The organism is Oceanisphaera litoralis (assembly GCF_016907015.1).
GTDB classification, from domain to species: Bacteria; Pseudomonadota; Gammaproteobacteria; order Enterobacterales; family Aeromonadaceae; genus Oceanimonas; species Oceanimonas litoralis.
Genome location: NZ_JAFBBE010000008.1, coordinates 88,081 through 103,435, shown reverse-complemented (window position 1 = coordinate 103,435; position 15,355 = coordinate 88,081). Strand labels below are relative to the sequence as shown.

19 protein-coding genes are annotated in these 15,355 nt (G+C 57.4%); 13 read left to right on the top strand and 6 right to left on the bottom strand.

The genetic code is table 11. The features are described 5' to 3' along the window. Genes lptA through HNR62_RS06900 form a run of 4 tightly spaced genes read right to left on the bottom strand, consistent with a single transcriptional unit; the run spans position 1 to position 2,570 of the window. Complete coding sequence (gene lptA, locus HNR62_RS06915; protein WP_204795356.1) at positions 1-531, bottom strand: lipopolysaccharide transport periplasmic protein LptA; 531 nt, start codon at positions 529-531, stop codon at positions 1-3. Further along, positions 500-1,048, bottom strand: coding sequence for an LPS export ABC transporter periplasmic protein LptC (lptC, locus tag HNR62_RS06910; RefSeq protein ID WP_204795355.1), 549 nt, complete (start codon positions 1,046-1,048; stop codon positions 500-502). Before lptC ends, lptA begins: the two co-directional genes overlap by 32 nt. Then, entirely contained in the window at positions 1,045-1,596 is a 552-nt protein-coding gene (kdsC, locus tag HNR62_RS06905; protein ID WP_204795354.1) for a 3-deoxy-manno-octulosonate-8-phosphatase KdsC, read from the bottom strand. The genes lptC and kdsC overlap by 4 nt, the downstream gene beginning before the upstream one ends. Further along, positions 1,596-2,570 (bottom strand): KpsF/GutQ family sugar-phosphate isomerase, encoded by a 975-nt coding sequence (locus HNR62_RS06900; RefSeq protein ID WP_204795353.1) that lies wholly within the window; start codon positions 2,568-2,570, stop codon positions 1,596-1,598. The genes kdsC and HNR62_RS06900 overlap by 1 nt, the downstream gene beginning before the upstream one ends. 232 nt (positions 2,571-2,802) lie before the next feature. Between HNR62_RS06900 and mlaF the strand changes: the two genes are divergently transcribed. Genes mlaF through murA form a run of 7 tightly spaced genes read left to right on the top strand, consistent with a single transcriptional unit; the run spans position 2,803 to position 7,349 of the window. Then, entirely contained in the window at positions 2,803-3,603 is an 801-nt protein-coding gene (gene mlaF / locus HNR62_RS06895; protein WP_204795352.1) for a phospholipid ABC transporter ATP-binding protein MlaF, read from the top strand. Continuing rightward, entirely contained in the window at positions 3,593-4,372 is a 780-nt protein-coding gene (mlaE, locus tag HNR62_RS06890; protein ID WP_204795351.1) for a lipid asymmetry maintenance ABC transporter permease subunit MlaE, read from the top strand. The genes mlaF and mlaE overlap by 11 nt, the downstream gene beginning before the upstream one ends. A gap of 6 nt (positions 4,373-4,378) precedes the next feature. After that, positions 4,379-4,852: an outer membrane lipid asymmetry maintenance protein MlaD gene (gene mlaD, locus HNR62_RS06885; RefSeq protein WP_204795350.1), complete on the top strand. Its 474-nt coding sequence runs from the start codon at positions 4,379-4,381 to the stop codon at positions 4,850-4,852. A gap of 25 nt (positions 4,853-4,877) precedes the next feature. Then, positions 4,878-5,519 carry a phospholipid-binding protein MlaC gene (mlaC, locus tag HNR62_RS06880; RefSeq protein ID WP_204795349.1) on the top strand — a complete coding sequence of 214 codons (642 nt, stop codon included), beginning with the start codon at positions 4,878-4,880 and terminating at the stop codon, positions 5,517-5,519. Further along, positions 5,516-5,791 carry an STAS domain-containing protein gene (locus HNR62_RS06875; RefSeq protein WP_204795348.1) on the top strand — a complete coding sequence of 92 codons (276 nt, stop codon included), beginning with the start codon at positions 5,516-5,518 and terminating at the stop codon, positions 5,789-5,791. Before mlaC ends, HNR62_RS06875 begins: the two co-directional genes overlap by 4 nt. Positions 5,792-5,819: 28 nt before the next feature. Beyond that, a complete protein-coding gene (locus HNR62_RS06870; protein ID WP_204795347.1) occupies positions 5,820-6,080 on the top strand; it encodes a BolA family protein in 261 nt (86 codons plus the stop codon). A gap of 12 nt (positions 6,081-6,092) precedes the next feature. Then, positions 6,093-7,349: a UDP-N-acetylglucosamine 1-carboxyvinyltransferase gene (gene murA, locus HNR62_RS06865; RefSeq protein WP_204795346.1), complete on the top strand. Its 1,257-nt coding sequence runs from the start codon at positions 6,093-6,095 to the stop codon at positions 7,347-7,349. 83 nt (positions 7,350-7,432) lie between these two features. Here the strand turns inward: murA and degS are convergent, their stop codons facing one another. Then, positions 7,433-8,530: an outer membrane-stress sensor serine endopeptidase DegS gene (gene degS, locus HNR62_RS06860; RefSeq protein ID WP_204795345.1), complete on the bottom strand. Its 1,098-nt coding sequence runs from the start codon at positions 8,528-8,530 to the stop codon at positions 7,433-7,435. Between the two features lie 143 nt (positions 8,531-8,673). Beyond that, the gene (locus HNR62_RS06855; protein WP_204795344.1) at positions 8,674-10,032 is read right to left on the bottom strand and encodes a Do family serine endopeptidase; all 1,359 of its coding nucleotides are present in this window, start codon (positions 10,030-10,032) and stop codon (positions 8,674-8,676) included. Between the two features lie 209 nt (positions 10,033-10,241). Here HNR62_RS06855 and zapE point away from each other — a divergent pair, with 209 nt between their 5' ends. The 6 genes from zapE (at position 10,242) to HNR62_RS06825 (ending at position 15,270) form a co-directional block, all read left to right on the top strand. Next, positions 10,242-11,357 carry a cell division protein ZapE gene (zapE, locus tag HNR62_RS06850; protein ID WP_204795343.1) on the top strand — a complete coding sequence of 372 codons (1,116 nt, stop codon included), beginning with the start codon at positions 10,242-10,244 and terminating at the stop codon, positions 11,355-11,357. A gap of 251 nt (positions 11,358-11,608) precedes the next feature. Next, positions 11,609-12,037 (top strand): 50S ribosomal protein L13, encoded by a 429-nt coding sequence (gene rplM, locus HNR62_RS06845; protein ID WP_204795342.1) that lies wholly within the window; start codon positions 11,609-11,611, stop codon positions 12,035-12,037. A gap of 15 nt (positions 12,038-12,052) precedes the next feature. Further along, a complete protein-coding gene (rpsI, locus tag HNR62_RS06840) occupies positions 12,053-12,445 on the top strand; it encodes a 30S ribosomal protein S9 (protein ID WP_204795341.1) in 393 nt (130 codons plus the stop codon). 283 nt (positions 12,446-12,728) lie between these two features. Then, positions 12,729-13,319, top strand: a complete 591-nt coding sequence (gene petA / locus HNR62_RS06835; RefSeq protein WP_204795340.1) for a ubiquinol-cytochrome c reductase iron-sulfur subunit — start codon at positions 12,729-12,731, stop codon at positions 13,317-13,319. Positions 13,320-13,321: 2 nt separating this feature from the next. Beyond that, positions 13,322-14,539 (top strand): cytochrome b, encoded by a 1,218-nt coding sequence (locus tag HNR62_RS06830; RefSeq protein ID WP_204795339.1) that lies wholly within the window; start codon positions 13,322-13,324, stop codon positions 14,537-14,539. Next, a complete protein-coding gene (locus HNR62_RS06825; RefSeq protein WP_204795338.1) occupies positions 14,536-15,270 on the top strand; it encodes a cytochrome c1 in 735 nt (244 codons plus the stop codon). The genes HNR62_RS06830 and HNR62_RS06825 overlap by 4 nt, the downstream gene beginning before the upstream one ends. Positions 15,271-15,355: the final 85 nt, after the last annotated feature.

Below are 15,355 nucleotides of genomic sequence, written 5' to 3'. Positions count from 1 at the left end.
TCAGTTCTGGGTCTCTTTTTTATTCATGTCCTGCAGCTGTTCGGGCAGAAAAATGGTGGTGACGCGGTCTGATCCACCCTGGCTTTCTGCCTCCATCTGTTCCTTGTCGATATGGTAGCGAATCCGGTAGCCGGTCACGATGTTGTCGTTCTGCTTCAGCTTCGCTTCCTTCAGCAGGGTGATGGTGCGCGCCTTCATATCGTAGTGGATTTCCCGGGCCTCGGCCTTGACCGGCTGGCCGCTGTCCAGCACTTGATAATAGGTGGCTGGCGCACCGTGAGCGGTCATTGATTGCAGTCCCTGCTCGTTGCGGATCACCACCAGTTTGTCGGCCCGCACATCCATGGTGCCCTGTTTGACCACGACCCGATCGCTGAAGGTCACCTTGTTGTCGACCAGCTCCACCAGCTGACGACCGGCATCTATGGTCACCGGCTGGTTGAAATCAGACTCTTTGGCCTCGGCCAGGCTCAGGCCGAGGGCCAGCAGGCCGCCGATGCTAAGGAGTAAAGTAGGTTGCCCGGGTTTCATGCAGTAATTCCACCGTTTGTTGATCAAGCTTGCCCAGCAGCCCCTGGCCCTGGGCCCGGAAAGTTGGGCTGCTCAGCTGCACATTCCGGTTGGAACGCAGCTGGTTTTTAATAAAATCCAGTTCCAGATATTCGGTGGTCAGGGTTCTCACCAGGGCATCGGGTTGCAGCCCCCGGCCGACCACGGTGCCGTTCAATACCGCATTATCATTGGTATTGATCATGCCCTCATCACCGCTCAACTGCCATTGGGGCCGGCCATCGGGCGAATAAAGCAAGATAACAGGTTTTTCCATCAGGGTCATGGCCAGCGGTTCGTAGTACTCCGCATATTCCGCATCCATGCCGCGGTAGGGCAGACCCAGTTGATTGTATTGCACGCTGCTCAGGTTTTTGGCAATAAAATCCGGCTGATAATCCTGCTGGTTGGCGGGGGCGTCGGTGACCGGCCGGAACCACTGCCAGCAGACAAGGGCGAGCAGGAAGAGGCCGCCAAACCACCAGGTCTGGCGACTCACAGGCTCATGCCTCTGGCCTGTTCCAGCTCTCCCCGCGCCTCAAGCAGCAGATCGCACAACTCGCGCACCGCGCCCCGGCCGCCCTGGATTCGGGTGACGTAGTCGGCGTGCCGCAGCACCAGCGGATGGGCATCGGATACCGCTACCCCCAGGCCGCAGTCCCGCATCACCGGCAAATCGACCACATCGTCGCCGATATAGGAAACCTGCTCCGGCCCCAGCTTTAGGGTATCCAGCAGGGCGCGATAGCTGTGCATCTTGTCGCTCTGGCCCTGATAGACGTGAGTGACGCCGAGCGAGGCCATGCGTTCGCTGACGATACGGGAGTCCCGGCCGGTGATCACCGCCACCTGAATACCGGCATTGAGCAGGGCTTTGATGCCGAAACCGTCTTTGGTGCAGAAATTCTTGTATTCTTCGCCCCGGTTGCCGAGATAGATCATGCCGTCGGACAGCACCCCGTCCACATCGCAGATCAGCAGCTTGATCCCGGCCATTCGCTGCCAGATGTCGTTGGCTACCGGACCGTAAAGGCTTGCTTGTTCCATCAGATCACTCCCGCCCGTAACAGGTCATGCATATTGAAGGCGCCGACCGGATACTGTTGTTCGTCTACCACCAGCAGACCGCTTATTTTCTTTTCTTCCATCAGCTTGACCGCTTCCGCCACCAGCATGGCGGCGTGTGTCGTGGTGCAGCTGCGGGTCATGACCTGTTCGATGGAGGTGTGATGTACATCGATTTTATGATCCAGGGTGCGGCGCAGGTCGCCATCGGTATAGATACCCACCAGCTTCTGCCGCTCATCGACCACGGCGGTAAAGCCCAGGCCGGAGCGGCCGATTTCCAGCAGCGCATCGATAATCAGCGTATTCAGTCCGACTTTCGGGACCTGCTCGTCTCTGTGCATCACATCGCCCACCCGCAGCAGCAGACGCTTGCCGAGGGCACCGCCGGGGTGACTGAGCGCAAAATCATCGGCGGTAAAGCCACGGGCCTCCAGCAGGGAGACGGCCAGGGCATCGCCCATCACCAGGGCGGCGGTGGTGCTGGCGGTCGGGGCCAGGCCGAGCGGGCAGGCTTCCTGCTCCACCCGGGTGCACAGATGCACATTGGCTTCTCGCGCCATGGTGGAGGCGGGGTTGCCGGTCAGACAGATCAACGGCAGGCCACGGCGCTTGAGTACGGGCAACAGTGAAATGATTTCACTGCTTTCGCCCGAGTTGGACAGGGCCAGTACCACATCGTCCCTGCCTATCATGCCGAGGTCCCCATGGCTGGCCTCGCCCGGATGCACGAAAAAGGCGGGGGTGCCGGTACTGGCCAGGGTGGCGGCAATCTTGTGGGCGATGTGCCCGGATTTACCCATGCCGGTCACGATGACTTTCCCCGGGCACTGGAACATCAGCCGGCAGGCATGATTGAATGCCGGGTCCAGATATTGATAAAGGCCATCGATGGCTGCCTTTTCAATATCCAGCACCTGCTTGGCGGTTTTCCGATAATCAAATTCTGCAGTCATAGTTTTCTCCACACCTTAGGCGGCGCCATTATAGAAAAGCTTGTGCCGATAAGCGACTGATGTAACAAAAACGGTAGGAGGTAAGGGGCCACTCTCTTCCCATCTTCCTTCCCACCTTCTTTTATCCGGCAAGAAGACAGAGAGTGGCGCACCGGCTAAGGAAAAGCGGTCGGTCTGGTTGCCCATCCCGCGGGGAACTCATACAATTCTTTCTTTTTATTGAGGAATCAGTTTGAGCCAGAGCCTCGTCGAAATAAGGGATCTTTGCTTCAGCCATGGTGACCGAACCCTGTATGACGGGATCAGCCTGCAGATCCCCAAAGGTAAAATTACCGCCATCATGGGCCCGAGTGGTATCGGTAAAACCACCCTGTTGCGACTCATCGGTGGCCAGATCAAGCCGAGCAGTGGCGATGTGCTGTTCGACGGCGAGTCCATACCCAGTCTGAATCGCTCTCGTCTGTATCGGGTGCGCCGCCGCATGGGCATGCTGTTTCAGAGCGGCGCCCTGTTCACCGGCATGTCGGTATTCGACAATGTGGCGTTCCCGCTGCGCGAGCACAGCGGCTTGCCCGAGGCCATGATCCGTACCCTGGTGATGATGAAGCTGGAAGCGGTAGGGTTGCGCGGTGCGGCGAAGCTATTACCGTCCGAGCTGTCCGGCGGCATGGCGCGGCGGGCAGCATTGGCGCGCTCCATTGCACTGGATCCCGAGCTTATCATGTATGATGAGCCCTTTGCCGGGCAGGATCCCATCAGCATGGGCGTCTTGGTCAAGCTGATATCCGAGCTGAACCGGGCCCAGGGGCTGACCTCCATTATTGTCACCCATGATGTGGACGAGGTGATGAATATTGCCGATTACGCCTATATCATCGCCAACAAAAAAGTGATAGCGGCGGGGACGCCGGCCGAGCTGCAGCAGAATACAGATGCCCAGGTGGTCCAGTTCCTGCAGGGTCTGGCCGACGGCCCGGTGGCGTTTCATTATCCGGCACCTTCATTCAGGGAGTCGTTAGTCGATGTTGATTGATATGATAGGACGCCTGGGGCGTCAGGGGGTGGCCGGAATCACCGCCACCGGGCGCGCCGGCTTCATGTTGTTGCATGCCCTGGTGGGGCCGCCTCAACCAAAGAAACACTTTCCACTGCTGATACAGCAGTTGCAGGTGGTCGGCGTACAGTCGGTGGCCATCATACTGGTGTCGGGGCTCTTCATCGGCATGGTGCTGGCCTTGCAAGGCTACAACGTGCTGGTGGACTTCGGTGCCGAAGGCAGCCTGGGCCCCCTGGTGTCATTGTCGTTGTTGCGGGAACTGGGTCCCGTGGTGACCGGCCTCCTGTTTGCCGGCCGGGCCGGTTCGGCACTGACCGCCGAGCTGGGCCTGATGAAGGCGACCGAACAGCTCTCCAGTCTGGAGATGATGGGCATAGATCCCCTGCGCCGGGTGGTGGCGCCTCGTTTCTGGGCCGGCTTTATCAGCATGCCCTTGCTGGCGCTGATGTTCAGCCTGATAGGCATCTGGGGCGCCAAGCTGGTGGGTGTTGACTGGCTGGGGGTAGACGAAGGTGGCTTCTGGTCGGCGATGCAGGCGGCGGTCGACTGGCAGCAGGACATCATGCAGGGGGTGATCAAGAGCCTGGTATTTGCCCTGGTGGTCACCTGGATTGCCCTGTTCAACGGTTTCGATGCACAGCCGACGGCGGCCGGTATCAGTCAGGCCACGACGCGTACCGTGGTTCATTCTTCTCTGGCGGTACTGGGGCTCGATTTTTCCCTCACCGCCGTCATGTTCGGGTAAATAACAATGAAATACAGCAAACTGGAATTCAGCGTCGGCTGCTTTATGCTGGCCGGCATCGGTGCCTTGCTGCTGCTGGCGTTCAAGGTCGCCGGTGTTGGCGCCAACGGTCAGGGAGAAAGCTATACCCTCTATGCCAAGTTCGATAATATCGGCGGTCTCAAGGTGCGTTCGCCGGTCAAGGTAGGCGGCGTTGTGGTGGGACGAGTCAGCCAGATAACCCTGGATCCCAAGGATCAGGTGCCGGTGGTGACGCTGACGGTCAGCCGCAACGCCGGTGAATTTTCCGAAAGCAGCACGGCGGCCATCCAGACTTCGGGTCTGCTTGGTGAGCAGTATCTGGGGCTGAGCCCCGGGTTTGCCGATGAGGACATGGGCATCGGCATGCTCAAGGACGGCGATACCATAACGGACACCCAATCGGCACTGGTACTGGAAGAGCTGATCGGTAAGTTCATTTATTCCATCGGCGACAAATAAGCCGTAGCCGACTCCCTAGGAGCTAATGATGAAAAAATTACTGATGTCAGGGCTGTTGATACTGGCCGGGCTCTGGACCCCGCTGGTTGCCGCCATTACGCTGTCGAACCCTTATGTGCTGGTGAATGAAGTCGCCCAGAACACCTTCGATCGATTGAACAGACAGCAGGCGGAAATCAAGGCCAATCCGGAATATTTGCGCACCATAGTGCGGGAAGAAATGCTGCCGGCGGTGGATGTGCGTTTTTCCGCCTTTCGGGTGATCGGCAACCAGCTCAACAACACCACCCCCGAACAGCGGGACCGCTTTGTTGCCGCCTTCAGCGACTACCTGGTGGTGACCTATGCCGATGCACTGGCGGCCTACAAGGAACAGAAACTGGACATAGGTACCGGCACCGTCGCCAAGGGCGAAAAGCTGGTATCGGTGCCGGTTTCGGTACTGGAGACCAACAAGCCGGCCATCAAACTGGAGTTCAAACTTCGCCAGAACAGCCGCACCGGCGAGTGGCGAGTATTCGACATGGTGGCCGAGGGCATTAGCCTCTTGTCCGCCAAACAGGCCGAGCTGAGTGGTCTTATCCGTCAGAATGGGATCGACCAGGTGACCCTTCAGTTGCAGGCACACACCCAGAAGCCGGTGACGCCGCTGGAAAGAACCCAATGAAGCTCGAACGGGAACTGACCCGGGATATGCTGCCGGCCTACTGGGCCGAGCGGGCAACCCTGTTCGGTGCCGATCGGGTGGATTTAAGCGAGCTGAAGCAGATCGACTCGGTTGGTCTGGCCTTTCTGGTGCAATGGAGTCAGGCGCTGGCCGCCGGTAACAAGCCACTGACCCTGCTATCCCCCCCGGCCAGCTTTTATCCGCTGGCCGATTTATACGGCGTCAGTTCCCTGTTTGAACTGGTCGACAATACTGCCAAAAGCGCAACATGAGCGAGAGCCAACATGAGCGGGAGCCAACATGGATCTGAATAAAGAAGTTGAACGTTTACTGCGGCAGGCACTGCCGCTGGACGAGCTTTACATCAAAAGCGAAGGCAGCCATTTCGAGGTGATAGCAGTATCTGCCGATTTCACCGACATGAGCCGGCTCAAGCGGCAACAGGCGGTCAATGGCCCCCTGAGGGAGCTGATCGCCCAGAACAGCATCCATGCGCTGACCGTGAAGACCTTTACTCCCGAGCAATGGGCGCGGGAACGAAAATTTATTATGCCTTCCTGAGCAGGAACCGAAATGGATAAATTTAAAATTCAGGGACCTTGCCGGCTTGCCGGCGAGGTCACCATATCCGGCGCCAAGAATGCCGCGCTGCCGATACTCTTTGGTACCCTGCTGTGTGATGAAACGGTGCACCTGTCCAACGTGCCCAGGCTGAAAGACGTGGACACCACGCTGCAACTGCTGGCTTCCATGGGGCTGCAGGTCGGCGAGCAGGATGAGGTTATCGTTATCTCCGGGGCTGTGAACAAGCATGTGGCGCCCTATGAGCTGGTGCGTACCATGCGGGCCTCCATCCTGGCGCTGGGGCCCCTGGTGGCCCGTTTCGGCAAGGCCGATGTCTCTCTGCCCGGCGGCTGCGCCATCGGCGCACGACCGGTGAACCTGCATATTCACGGTCTGGAACAGATGGGTGCCGAGATCCGGGTGGAAGACGGCTACATCAAGGCCCGGGTAGACGGCCGCCTGCAGGGCGCCCATATCCTGATGGACATGGTCAGCGTCACCGGTACCGAAAACCTGATGATGGCGGCGGTACTGGCCGAAGGCCGTACCATTATCGAAAACGCCGCCCGAGAGCCGGAAGTGGTGGATCTGGCCCATTTCCTCAACGCGTTGGGCGCCAGGATCCAGGGCATGGGTCAGGACACGCTGATCATCGATGGTGTCGAGGCGCTGCACGGCGGCGAGTATCGGGTTCAGCCCGACCGCATCGAAACCGGTACCTTCCTGGTCGGCGCGGCCGTCACCGGCGGTGATGTTACCTGTCGCAATACGGATCCGCATCTGCTGGAAGCGGTACTGGTCAAGCTCAAGGATGCGGGAGCGCGGGTGGAAACCGGCGAGGATTGGATCCGCCTGGATATGACGGATCGGGTGCTGAAGCCGGTCGATATCAAGACGGCGCCGTATCCGGCCTTTCCGACCGATATGCAGGCCCAGTTTACCGTGCTGAATGCGGTGGCCAAGGGCGTGGGGCGAGTGACCGAGACCATCTTCGAAAACCGCTTCATGCATGTGCCCGAGCTGAACCGCATGGGTGCTCATATCGAACTGAACGGCAACCTGGCGATCTGTGATGACACCGAGCAGCTGACCGGTGCCACCGTGATGGCCACCGATCTGCGGGCTTCTGCCAGCCTGGTACTGGCCGGTTTCGTGGCCGAAGGCACCACCATAGTGGATCGTATCTATCATATCGACCGGGGGTACGAGTTTATCGAAGACAAACTGTCCGCGCTGGGCGGCAAGATAGAGCGAATTAAAGGCTAACCGCGTCATTGGGGACTGGAGACTGGGGACTGGCCTGGTTTCCAGCCCCATTTTTACGCTTTACTAATCCCCAATCCCTTTCTTTACCGTAACCGCTGAAAGCGGCTGTCTTCTTCGATCATCACCGTTAGTGTCAATATCTTGCCTTTTCGCAGCAAGGTTACCTGTATGTCGGTACCTGGGCGGGTTTCGGCAATCATGTCCATGGCATGGCGCATATTGCGAATGGCCTTGCCATCGATACTCATCAGCACATCTTCCTGGGCAATGCCGGCCTTGGCTGCAGGGCCCTGCTCGTTGACCCTTTCCACATAGATACCGGTGCGTTCTCCCAGCTTGAGCAGCTGGGCCATCATCGGCGGAATATCGGCACCACTGATGCCCAGATAGCCCCGGATCACCCGACCGTTGACGATCAGCTCCTGCATGATGCGGTGGGCCAGGGCATAGGGAATGGCGAAGTTGATGCCGTAGCTTTCCTGATGGGCCAGGCTCTGAAAGGAAGCGGTATTGATGCCGACCATCTCGCCGTAGACGTTGACCAGGGCGCCACCGGAGTTGCCGGCATTGATGGCGGCATCGGTCTGCAGCAAATCCTGACGGCCGTTGCTGTCCGGCCCCATGCTGGACAGACCGGTGCGGCCGGTGGCACTGATAATGCCCTGGGTAATGGTCTGGCCCACGTTATAAGGGTTACCGATGGCCAGCACAATATCGCCGACCTGGGGGGAAAGATCCTGGTCCTGAGGGATCACCGGCAACTGGCCGGCGGTAATTTTCAGTACCGCCAGATCCGTGGGCACATCGAAACCGGTGACGTCACCGGCGAGAATGCGACCATCCTGCAACGCGACTATGACCTGATCCGCATCGGCAATGACATGGTAATTGGTGAGCACATAGCCCAGATCCGACATGATGACGCCGGATCCCAGACCGGTGGCGCTGAGTTCGGGTGACTCGCTGCCCCGTTGAAAGCTGCGGGTATAAATATTGACCACGGCGGGGCCGGCCCGACCGGCGGCATAGGAAAAACTGGACACGCCGACCTGCTGGTTACGCCACCAGTGCTCGAAAGGCTGGGTCTTTAGTTGCGGAAACAGCAATAGCAGGATCAGGGCCATCAGGATGCCTAAGGCCCCGGCCTGAAGCAGAAACTTGAGAAAAGAGGCTAGCCGCATGGGATGTGGTGATTGTTGTCGAATGACTACAGCATAACATAGTGAGGGGTGAGGGGTGAGGGGTGAGGGGTGAGGGGTGAGGGGTGAGGGGTGAGGAGTGAGGAGTGAGGAGTGAGGGAAAGAGCCCCTCACTCCTTGCTGAATTACCTGAGTACCAGATAGATGGAAGATTTGCCGCGCTGTATGTTGAGCGCCAGTACTTCCGGCTTTTCCTGCACTATCTGACGCAGATCGTTCAGGTCCTTTACCCGCTGGCGATTGACGCCGATGATGATGTCGCCCTTTTCCAGGCCGGACATGGCGGCCGGGGAGCGGGGGGTTACTTCGGCTACCTTGACACCCTGCACCCTGTCTTCGTCGCTGGTCTGGGCCAGTAGCGCGCCTTCCAGCGATTCATTCAGGGTGTTGGCCTGAATGTTTTCTTCATCGGCCCGGGACAGGGTCACCTCGACCTGCTGCTCCTTGCCATCGCGGAACAGCCCCAGGCTGACGGTTTTGTCGGCACCCATGGTCGCCACCTTGGCGCGTAACTCTCCGAAGGAACGGATGGGTTTACCATCCAGGCTGATGATGATGTCACCGGCTTTCAGTCCCGCCTTTTCGGCGGAAGAGTTTTCCAGTACCTGGCTGACAAAGGCGCCGTGCTGGCTGCGGTAGCCGAAGGTCCGGGCCAGCTCCGAGGTCAGTTCACCGCCCATCACGCCCAGAACACCACGACGGACTTCGCCGTATTCGAGAATTTGATCGGCCAGGTTCTTGACCATGTTGGAGGGAATGGCGAAACCGATGCCAATATTACCGCCGCCCGGGCCGAGAATGGCGGTATTGATGCCGACCAGCTTACCGTCCAGATTCAGCAAGGCGCCACCGGAATTACCGGAGTTGATGGCCGCATCGGTCTGGATGAAGTTTTCCAGATTCTCCACGTTGAGGCCGGAACGGCCCAGGGCGCTGATGATACCGGAAGTGACGGTCTGCCCCAGGCCGAAGGGGTTGCCGATGGCGATGGCGAAGTCACCCACCCGGAGCCGATCGGAGTCGGCAAATTCGACTTCGACCAGATTCTTGGCATCTACTTTCAACAGCGCTATGTCGCTTTGTTTATCGCGACCGATAAGTTCGGCTTCGTATTCCTGGCCGTCCGTCAGGGTGATGAGTATTTTGTCGGCGTCTTCGATGACGTGGTTATTGGTAATGACATAGCCTTTTTTCGCATCGATAATCACGCCGGATCCCAGCGCCTGAAAGGGTCTTTCCCGCACCTGTTCGCCGGGAAGGCCGGGGCCGAAGAAAAAGCGGAAGGGCTCGGGAAGCGCCTGGCGGCTGACCTTGCTGCCGGACACCGAAATATTGACCACGCCGGGAGTGACTTTTTCCAGCACCGGAGCCAGGCTGCGGATGTCGCTACCGGCACCGAATGGCAGGGCAGCCTGAGCCAGGGGCAGTATGGCCAGACCCAGGCTCAGAGCCAGGGCGGGTACCAGGGGGAGTCGACGTTTCATGCAGATGCTCCTAAATCGATGGATTCTTCAAAAAAGAGTTCATTCAGACCTTCAGCGTGGAACAAGAGTTCCGATTCGGTCTGTATTATTTATTGTGTTTTTTGCTGGCGAGATCAAGTCCCGGCCTTTGGCAGCACTTGCCTGGGTGGGGATGGCGCCTTTACACTGGCAGTCACCACCCGTTATTAGCCAAGTTGTTACATACACTAATGACCCCTAGTCAAAAATACCAGTCAGACCTCAGCCGTCACGACTTTGTCCGCGATCCGGCTCAGGCCCTGGCGGTGTCACATCTACAGCGACTGTTTGACGAGCTGATGGCGCCGTCTCCGGTTCGGCCCCGGCTCAGCCTGTGGCACAAGTTGACCGGAAACAAGTTGACCGGTAACAAGCCGGAGCCGGTGAACAGCATACAGGGACTTTACTTCTGGGGGGGTGTCGGCCGGGGCAAGACCTATCTGGTGGACACCTTCTATGATTGTCTGCCCTTCGATAACAAGCTCAGGGTACATTTTCACCGTTTCATGGTGCGGGTGCATGAGGAACTGCAGAGCCTGAAGGGACAGGCGGATCCACTCAAGCTGGTTGCCGAGCGCCTGGCCCGGGAAGCCCGGGTGATTTGTTTCGACGAATTTTTCGTGTCCGACATCACGGATGCCATGATACTGGGCACCCTGTTCCAGTACCTGTTTGGCCATGGGGTCATACTGGTGGCAACCTCCAACATACCGCCAGGCGATCTGTACCGAAACGGCCTGCAGCGGGCCCGTTTTCTGCCGGCCATCGCACTTATCAAGCAACATTGCGAGGTGGTCAACGTCGACTCGGGTGTGGATTACCGGCTGCGTACCCTGGAGCAGGCCGAAATTTATCACTCGCCGCTCGATGCCGAGGCCAAGACCAATCTCGAGCGGTATTTCGAGCGTCTGACCAGCGAGCCCGGCACCAGAGGGGCCGAGATCGACATCAACCATCGCCGGCTCAAGACCCTCGCCGAAGGCGACGGCGTGCTCCATATCGACTTTCAGGAGCTGTGTTGCACGGCACGATCCCAGCTGGACTATATCGAGCTGGCTCGCTGTTATCATTCGGTACTGCTGGCCAACGTGGTCCCCATGGGCCGGGACAGCGATGATGCGGCCCGGCGCTTTATCGCCATGGTCGATGAATTCTATGAACGACACGTCAAATTAATCATATCGGCGTCGGTACCGATGACGCAACTTTACGGTGAGGGCAGGCTTGGTTTCGAGTTCAAACGCTGTCTGTCGCGACTGACTGAAATGCAATCCCACGAATATCTTGCCAGAGAGCACCTTCCTTAGTCACAATACCCGCCCCGGTATCTGGGCATGATGCCGGGAAGGGGCGGGCGGGCCGACTAATTTTAATGGGCATTAAAATTAGCAGGTGATTTTTACGGCAACTTTACCTATAATCGCTCGGCCCACGTTACACAGCTGTCGATGAGGCAGCATCACTGTAAGAAGACTGGTGCTCGAAGGGGTACAGGTCTTGTCGTGTTTTGCGCATGTGCGCAAGTGTATGATTCATTTTAAGTAATTTGGGTTTATCCATGAAAACTTTTGTTGCTAAGCCAGAAACCGTAAAGCGTGACTGGTATGTTGTTGATGCAGAGGGCAAAACTCTGGGTCGTTTGGCCACCGAGATTGCCAGCCGTCTGCGTGGTAAGCACAAGCCGGAATATACTCCGCATGTTGACTGTGGCGATTACATCGTCGTGATCAATGCCGAGAAAATTCAGGTAACCGGTAATAAAGCCGAAGGCAAAATCTACTATTCTCACTCCGGTTTTCCGGGTGGCATCAAGTCCATCAGCTTCGAGAAGCTGATTGTACGCAAGCCCGAGATGGTAATTGAGTCTGCCGTTCGCGGCATGCTGCCACGTGGCCCCTTGGGTCGTGCTATGTTCCGCAAGATGAAAGTCTTTGTCGGCGGCCAGCACAACCACGCTGCGCAACAACCTCAAGTACTGGACATCTAAGGCGGGATTAGGCAAATGGCAGAAACTCAATACTACGGTACCGGTCGTCGCAAAAGCTCTACTGCACGGGTATTCGTGAAGCAGGGTAGCGGTAACATCGTTATCAATAAACGTTCACTGGATCAGTACTTTGGTCGCGAAACCGCCCGTATGGTGGTTCGTCAGCCGTTGGAACTGGTTGAGATGACCGATAAATTCGATCTGTTCATCACCGTTGCCGGTGGTGGCATTTCCGGTCAGGCCGGCGCTATTCGTCACGGCATTACTCGTGCCCTGATGCAATACGACGAAACCCTGCGCGGTTCGCTGCGCAAGGCTGGCTTCGTTACTCGTGACGCTCGTAAAGTGGAACGTAAGAAAGTCGGTCTGCATAAAGCACGTAAGCGTCCTCAGTTCTCCAAGCGTTAATTGGGATTGCGTTTATATCAGAGCCCGGGTTTACCCGGGCTTTTTTATATTTGAAAGAAATGGATCGGATTCACTAATAAATCCTTGTTTCATAACAAATTATGCTGTGAAACAGTGATTTGTTGACCCTTTAGCCGTCCTTGTAAAAGACCGCGCTTTTCTTTAGAATTTCAGGGTTTTTTCGTGGCAATTGAAACCATAATATCCGCCGCAGTTGTCATAAGCCGTCTCGAAGCATGGAACGAACAATAAACGCGCGGAGACCAAATGGGAGAGTTTTTGGATGAGCAATGCGCCAGTTGATACCGGTCGCCGCAGATTTCTGACCTGGTCAACCACAGCTGTGGGTGGGGTCGGAGCTGCTTTTGTCGCTGTGCCTTTTATCGCATCGTGGAATCCCAGCGCCAAAGCAAAGGCGGCTGGAGCCCCGGTAGAAGTAGATGTCAGTAAAGTCGAACCGGGTCAGTTGATCCGGGTGGAATGGCGAGGAAAGCCGGTCTGGATAGTCCGCCGCACCCAGGACACCCTGGATGCCCTGTCCAAGCACGACAACCAGCTGCGGGATCCTGCCTCCGAGCAGCCGCAACAACCGGATTACGCCCAGAATGGTTACCGCTCGATCAAACCCGAGTTGTTTGTGGCGGTAGGGCTTTGTACCCACCTGGGCTGTTCACCCACCTACCTGCCGGATTCGTTCGGCGAACAGGTTCAGGGGATTACCTCTGGTTTCTTCTGCCCTTGCCACGGCTCCAAGTTCGACATGGCCGGTCGCGTCTTCCAGAGCGTACCCGCCCCGCTGAACCTGGTGATCCCCCCTTATTACTATGTCAATGATGCCACCATTCTGGTTGGCGCAGACAAGGAAGGAGCCTAAGCATGCTGGGTAAACTTGTAGCCTGGATCGATGAGCGGATTCCGATGACCGCGACCTACAACAAGCACGTAGGTCAGTATCCGGCACCGAAAAACTTCAACTTCTGGTACTTCTTTGGCTCCCTGGCCATGCTGGTGCTGGTTAACCAGATACTGACCGGTGTCTGGCTGACCATGAACTACAACCCTTCCGGCGAGGGTGCCTTCGCCTCTGTCGAATACATAATGCGTGATGTGGAATACGGCTGGTTGCTGCGTTACATGCACTCCACCGGTGCCTCCGCCTTCTTCGTGGTCGTGTATCTGCACATGTTCCGCGGCCTGATCTACGGCTCTTATCAGAAGCCCCGTGAACTGCTGTGGCTGTTCGGCATGCTGATCTTCCTGGTGCTGATGGCCGAAGCCTTCATGGGCTATCTGCTGCCCTGGGGACAGATGTCGTTCTGGGGTGCTCAGGTGATCATCTCGCTGTTCGGTGCCATTCCGGTCATCGGCGACGATCTGACCCTGTGGATCCGCGGTGACTACGTCATTTCCGGTGCTACCCTGACCCGCTTCTTCGCGCTGCACGTGATTGCCCTGCCGCTGGTGCTGGTCATTCTGGTGTTCCTGCATATAGTGGCGCTGCACGAGGTCGGTTCCAACAACCCCGATGGCATCGATATCAAGAAGCACAAGGACGAAAACGGCTGGCCCAAAGACGCCATTCCGTTCCACCCTTACTACACCGTCAAGGATGTGGTGGGCGTGGCCGGCTTCCTGTTCCTGTTCGCCTTCGTGATTTTCTTCATGCCTGAAGGTGGCGGTTACTTCCTGGAAGGGCCCAACTTCGAAGCGGCCAACGGCCTGAAAACCCCGGAGCATATTGCGCCCGTGTGGTACTTCACCCCCTTCTACGCCATTCTGCGGGCGGTGCCCGACAAGTTGACCGGCGTTATCCTGATGGGGCTGTCGATTGCCGTGCTGTTCGTGCTGCCCTGGCTGGATCGCTGCAAGGTGCGTTCGTTCCGCTACCGCAGCAAGCTGCACCTGCTGAACATCGCTCAGTTCGTGATCTGCTTCATCATCCTGGGTGTTCTGGGTGCCTTGCCGTCCACCTCGCTGCTGACGCTGATCGCCCAGATTTGTTCGTTCGGCTACTTCGCCTTCTTCGTACTGTTGTTCTTCTACAGCAAAAACGAAAAAACCAAGCCGCTGCCAGAGAGGGTCACGTTCAAATGAAGAAGTTAATCATCGCTGTATTTGCGTTCCTGCCGTCTCTGGTGATGGCGGCCGGTGGCGCCGTTCATCTGGACAAGGCCGACTACGATCTGAGTGACAAGGCGTCGCTGCAGAACGGTGCCAAGCTGTTCATGAACTATTGTTCCGCTTGCCACAGCACCCAGTATCAGCGTTATAACCGGGTGGCCGAGGATCTGGGTATTCCGGAAGACATCATGCAGGCCAACCTGAATTTCACCGGTGTCGGTATCGGTGAACTGATGGAAAATGCCATTCCCGAAAAAGATGCGGCCAGCTGGTTTGGCGCACCGCCGCCCGACCTGACCCTGGTGGCCCGGGTACGTGGAGCCGACTGGCTGTACACCTACCTGCGTTCCTTTTACAAGGACGACAGCCGCCCGTTCGGGGTGAACAACCTGGTCTTCCCGTCTGTGGGCATGCCTCATGTACTGGAGCCGCTGCAGGGTAGTGCACACCTGAAAACCGTGGTGCACACCGTGGATGGCCATGAGGTGGCAACACCGGTGGGGATCGAGACCGAGGGTAACGGTGAGCTGACCACGGAAGAGTACGACAAGGCGGTACTGGATATTGTCAACTTCCTGGTCTATTCCGGTGAGCCAGTCAAGCTGGAACGTCAGCGTATGGGCTACTGGGTACTGGGTTTCCTGGCTATCTTCTTTGTCTTTGCCTACATGCTGAAGAAAGAATACTGGCGTGACGTACACTGAGTAGACATCGTTTAAGCTAGGCAGGGGAGCGGCAATGGGGCGAATATGCTTCCATTGCCGTTCCTATTTATGATTTGCGGAGGAT

Bases quoted from the DNA above. Each gene is read 5' to 3' on its own strand.
- lptA (WP_204795356.1), bottom strand. From the start codon at position 531: ATGAAACCCGGGCAACCTACTTTACTCCTTAGCATCGGCGGCCTGCTG.
- kdsC (WP_204795354.1), bottom strand. From the start codon at position 1,596: ATGGAACAAGCAAGCCTTTACGGTCCGGTAGCCAACGACATCTGGCAG.
- HNR62_RS06900 (WP_204795353.1), bottom strand. From the start codon at position 2,570: ATGACTGCAGAATTTGATTATCGGAAAACCGCCAAGCAGGTGCTGGAT.
- mlaE (WP_204795351.1), top strand. From the start codon at position 3,593: ATGTTGATTGATATGATAGGACGCCTGGGGCGTCAGGGGGTGGCCGGA.
- mlaD (WP_204795350.1), top strand. From the start codon at position 4,379: ATGAAATACAGCAAACTGGAATTCAGCGTCGGCTGCTTTATGCTGGCC.
- mlaC (WP_204795349.1), top strand. From the start codon at position 4,878: ATGATGAAAAAATTACTGATGTCAGGGCTGTTGATACTGGCCGGGCTC.
- HNR62_RS06875 (WP_204795348.1), top strand. From the start codon at position 5,516: ATGAAGCTCGAACGGGAACTGACCCGGGATATGCTGCCGGCCTACTGG.
- HNR62_RS06870 (WP_204795347.1), top strand. From the start codon at position 5,820: ATGGATCTGAATAAAGAAGTTGAACGTTTACTGCGGCAGGCACTGCCG.
- murA (WP_204795346.1), top strand. From the start codon at position 6,093: ATGGATAAATTTAAAATTCAGGGACCTTGCCGGCTTGCCGGCGAGGTC.
- degS (WP_204795345.1), bottom strand. From the start codon at position 8,530: ATGCGGCTAGCCTCTTTTCTCAAGTTTCTGCTTCAGGCCGGGGCCTTA.
- HNR62_RS06855 (WP_204795344.1), bottom strand. From the start codon at position 10,032: ATGAAACGTCGACTCCCCCTGGTACCCGCCCTGGCTCTGAGCCTGGGT.
- zapE (WP_204795343.1), top strand. From the start codon at position 10,242: ATGACCCCTAGTCAAAAATACCAGTCAGACCTCAGCCGTCACGACTTT.
- rplM (WP_204795342.1), top strand. From the start codon at position 11,609: ATGAAAACTTTTGTTGCTAAGCCAGAAACCGTAAAGCGTGACTGGTAT.
- rpsI (WP_204795341.1), top strand. From the start codon at position 12,053: ATGGCAGAAACTCAATACTACGGTACCGGTCGTCGCAAAAGCTCTACT.
- petA (WP_204795340.1), top strand. From the start codon at position 12,729: ATGAGCAATGCGCCAGTTGATACCGGTCGCCGCAGATTTCTGACCTGG.
- HNR62_RS06830 (WP_204795339.1), top strand. From the start codon at position 13,322: ATGCTGGGTAAACTTGTAGCCTGGATCGATGAGCGGATTCCGATGACC.
- HNR62_RS06825 (WP_204795338.1), top strand. From the start codon at position 14,536: ATGAAGAAGTTAATCATCGCTGTATTTGCGTTCCTGCCGTCTCTGGTG.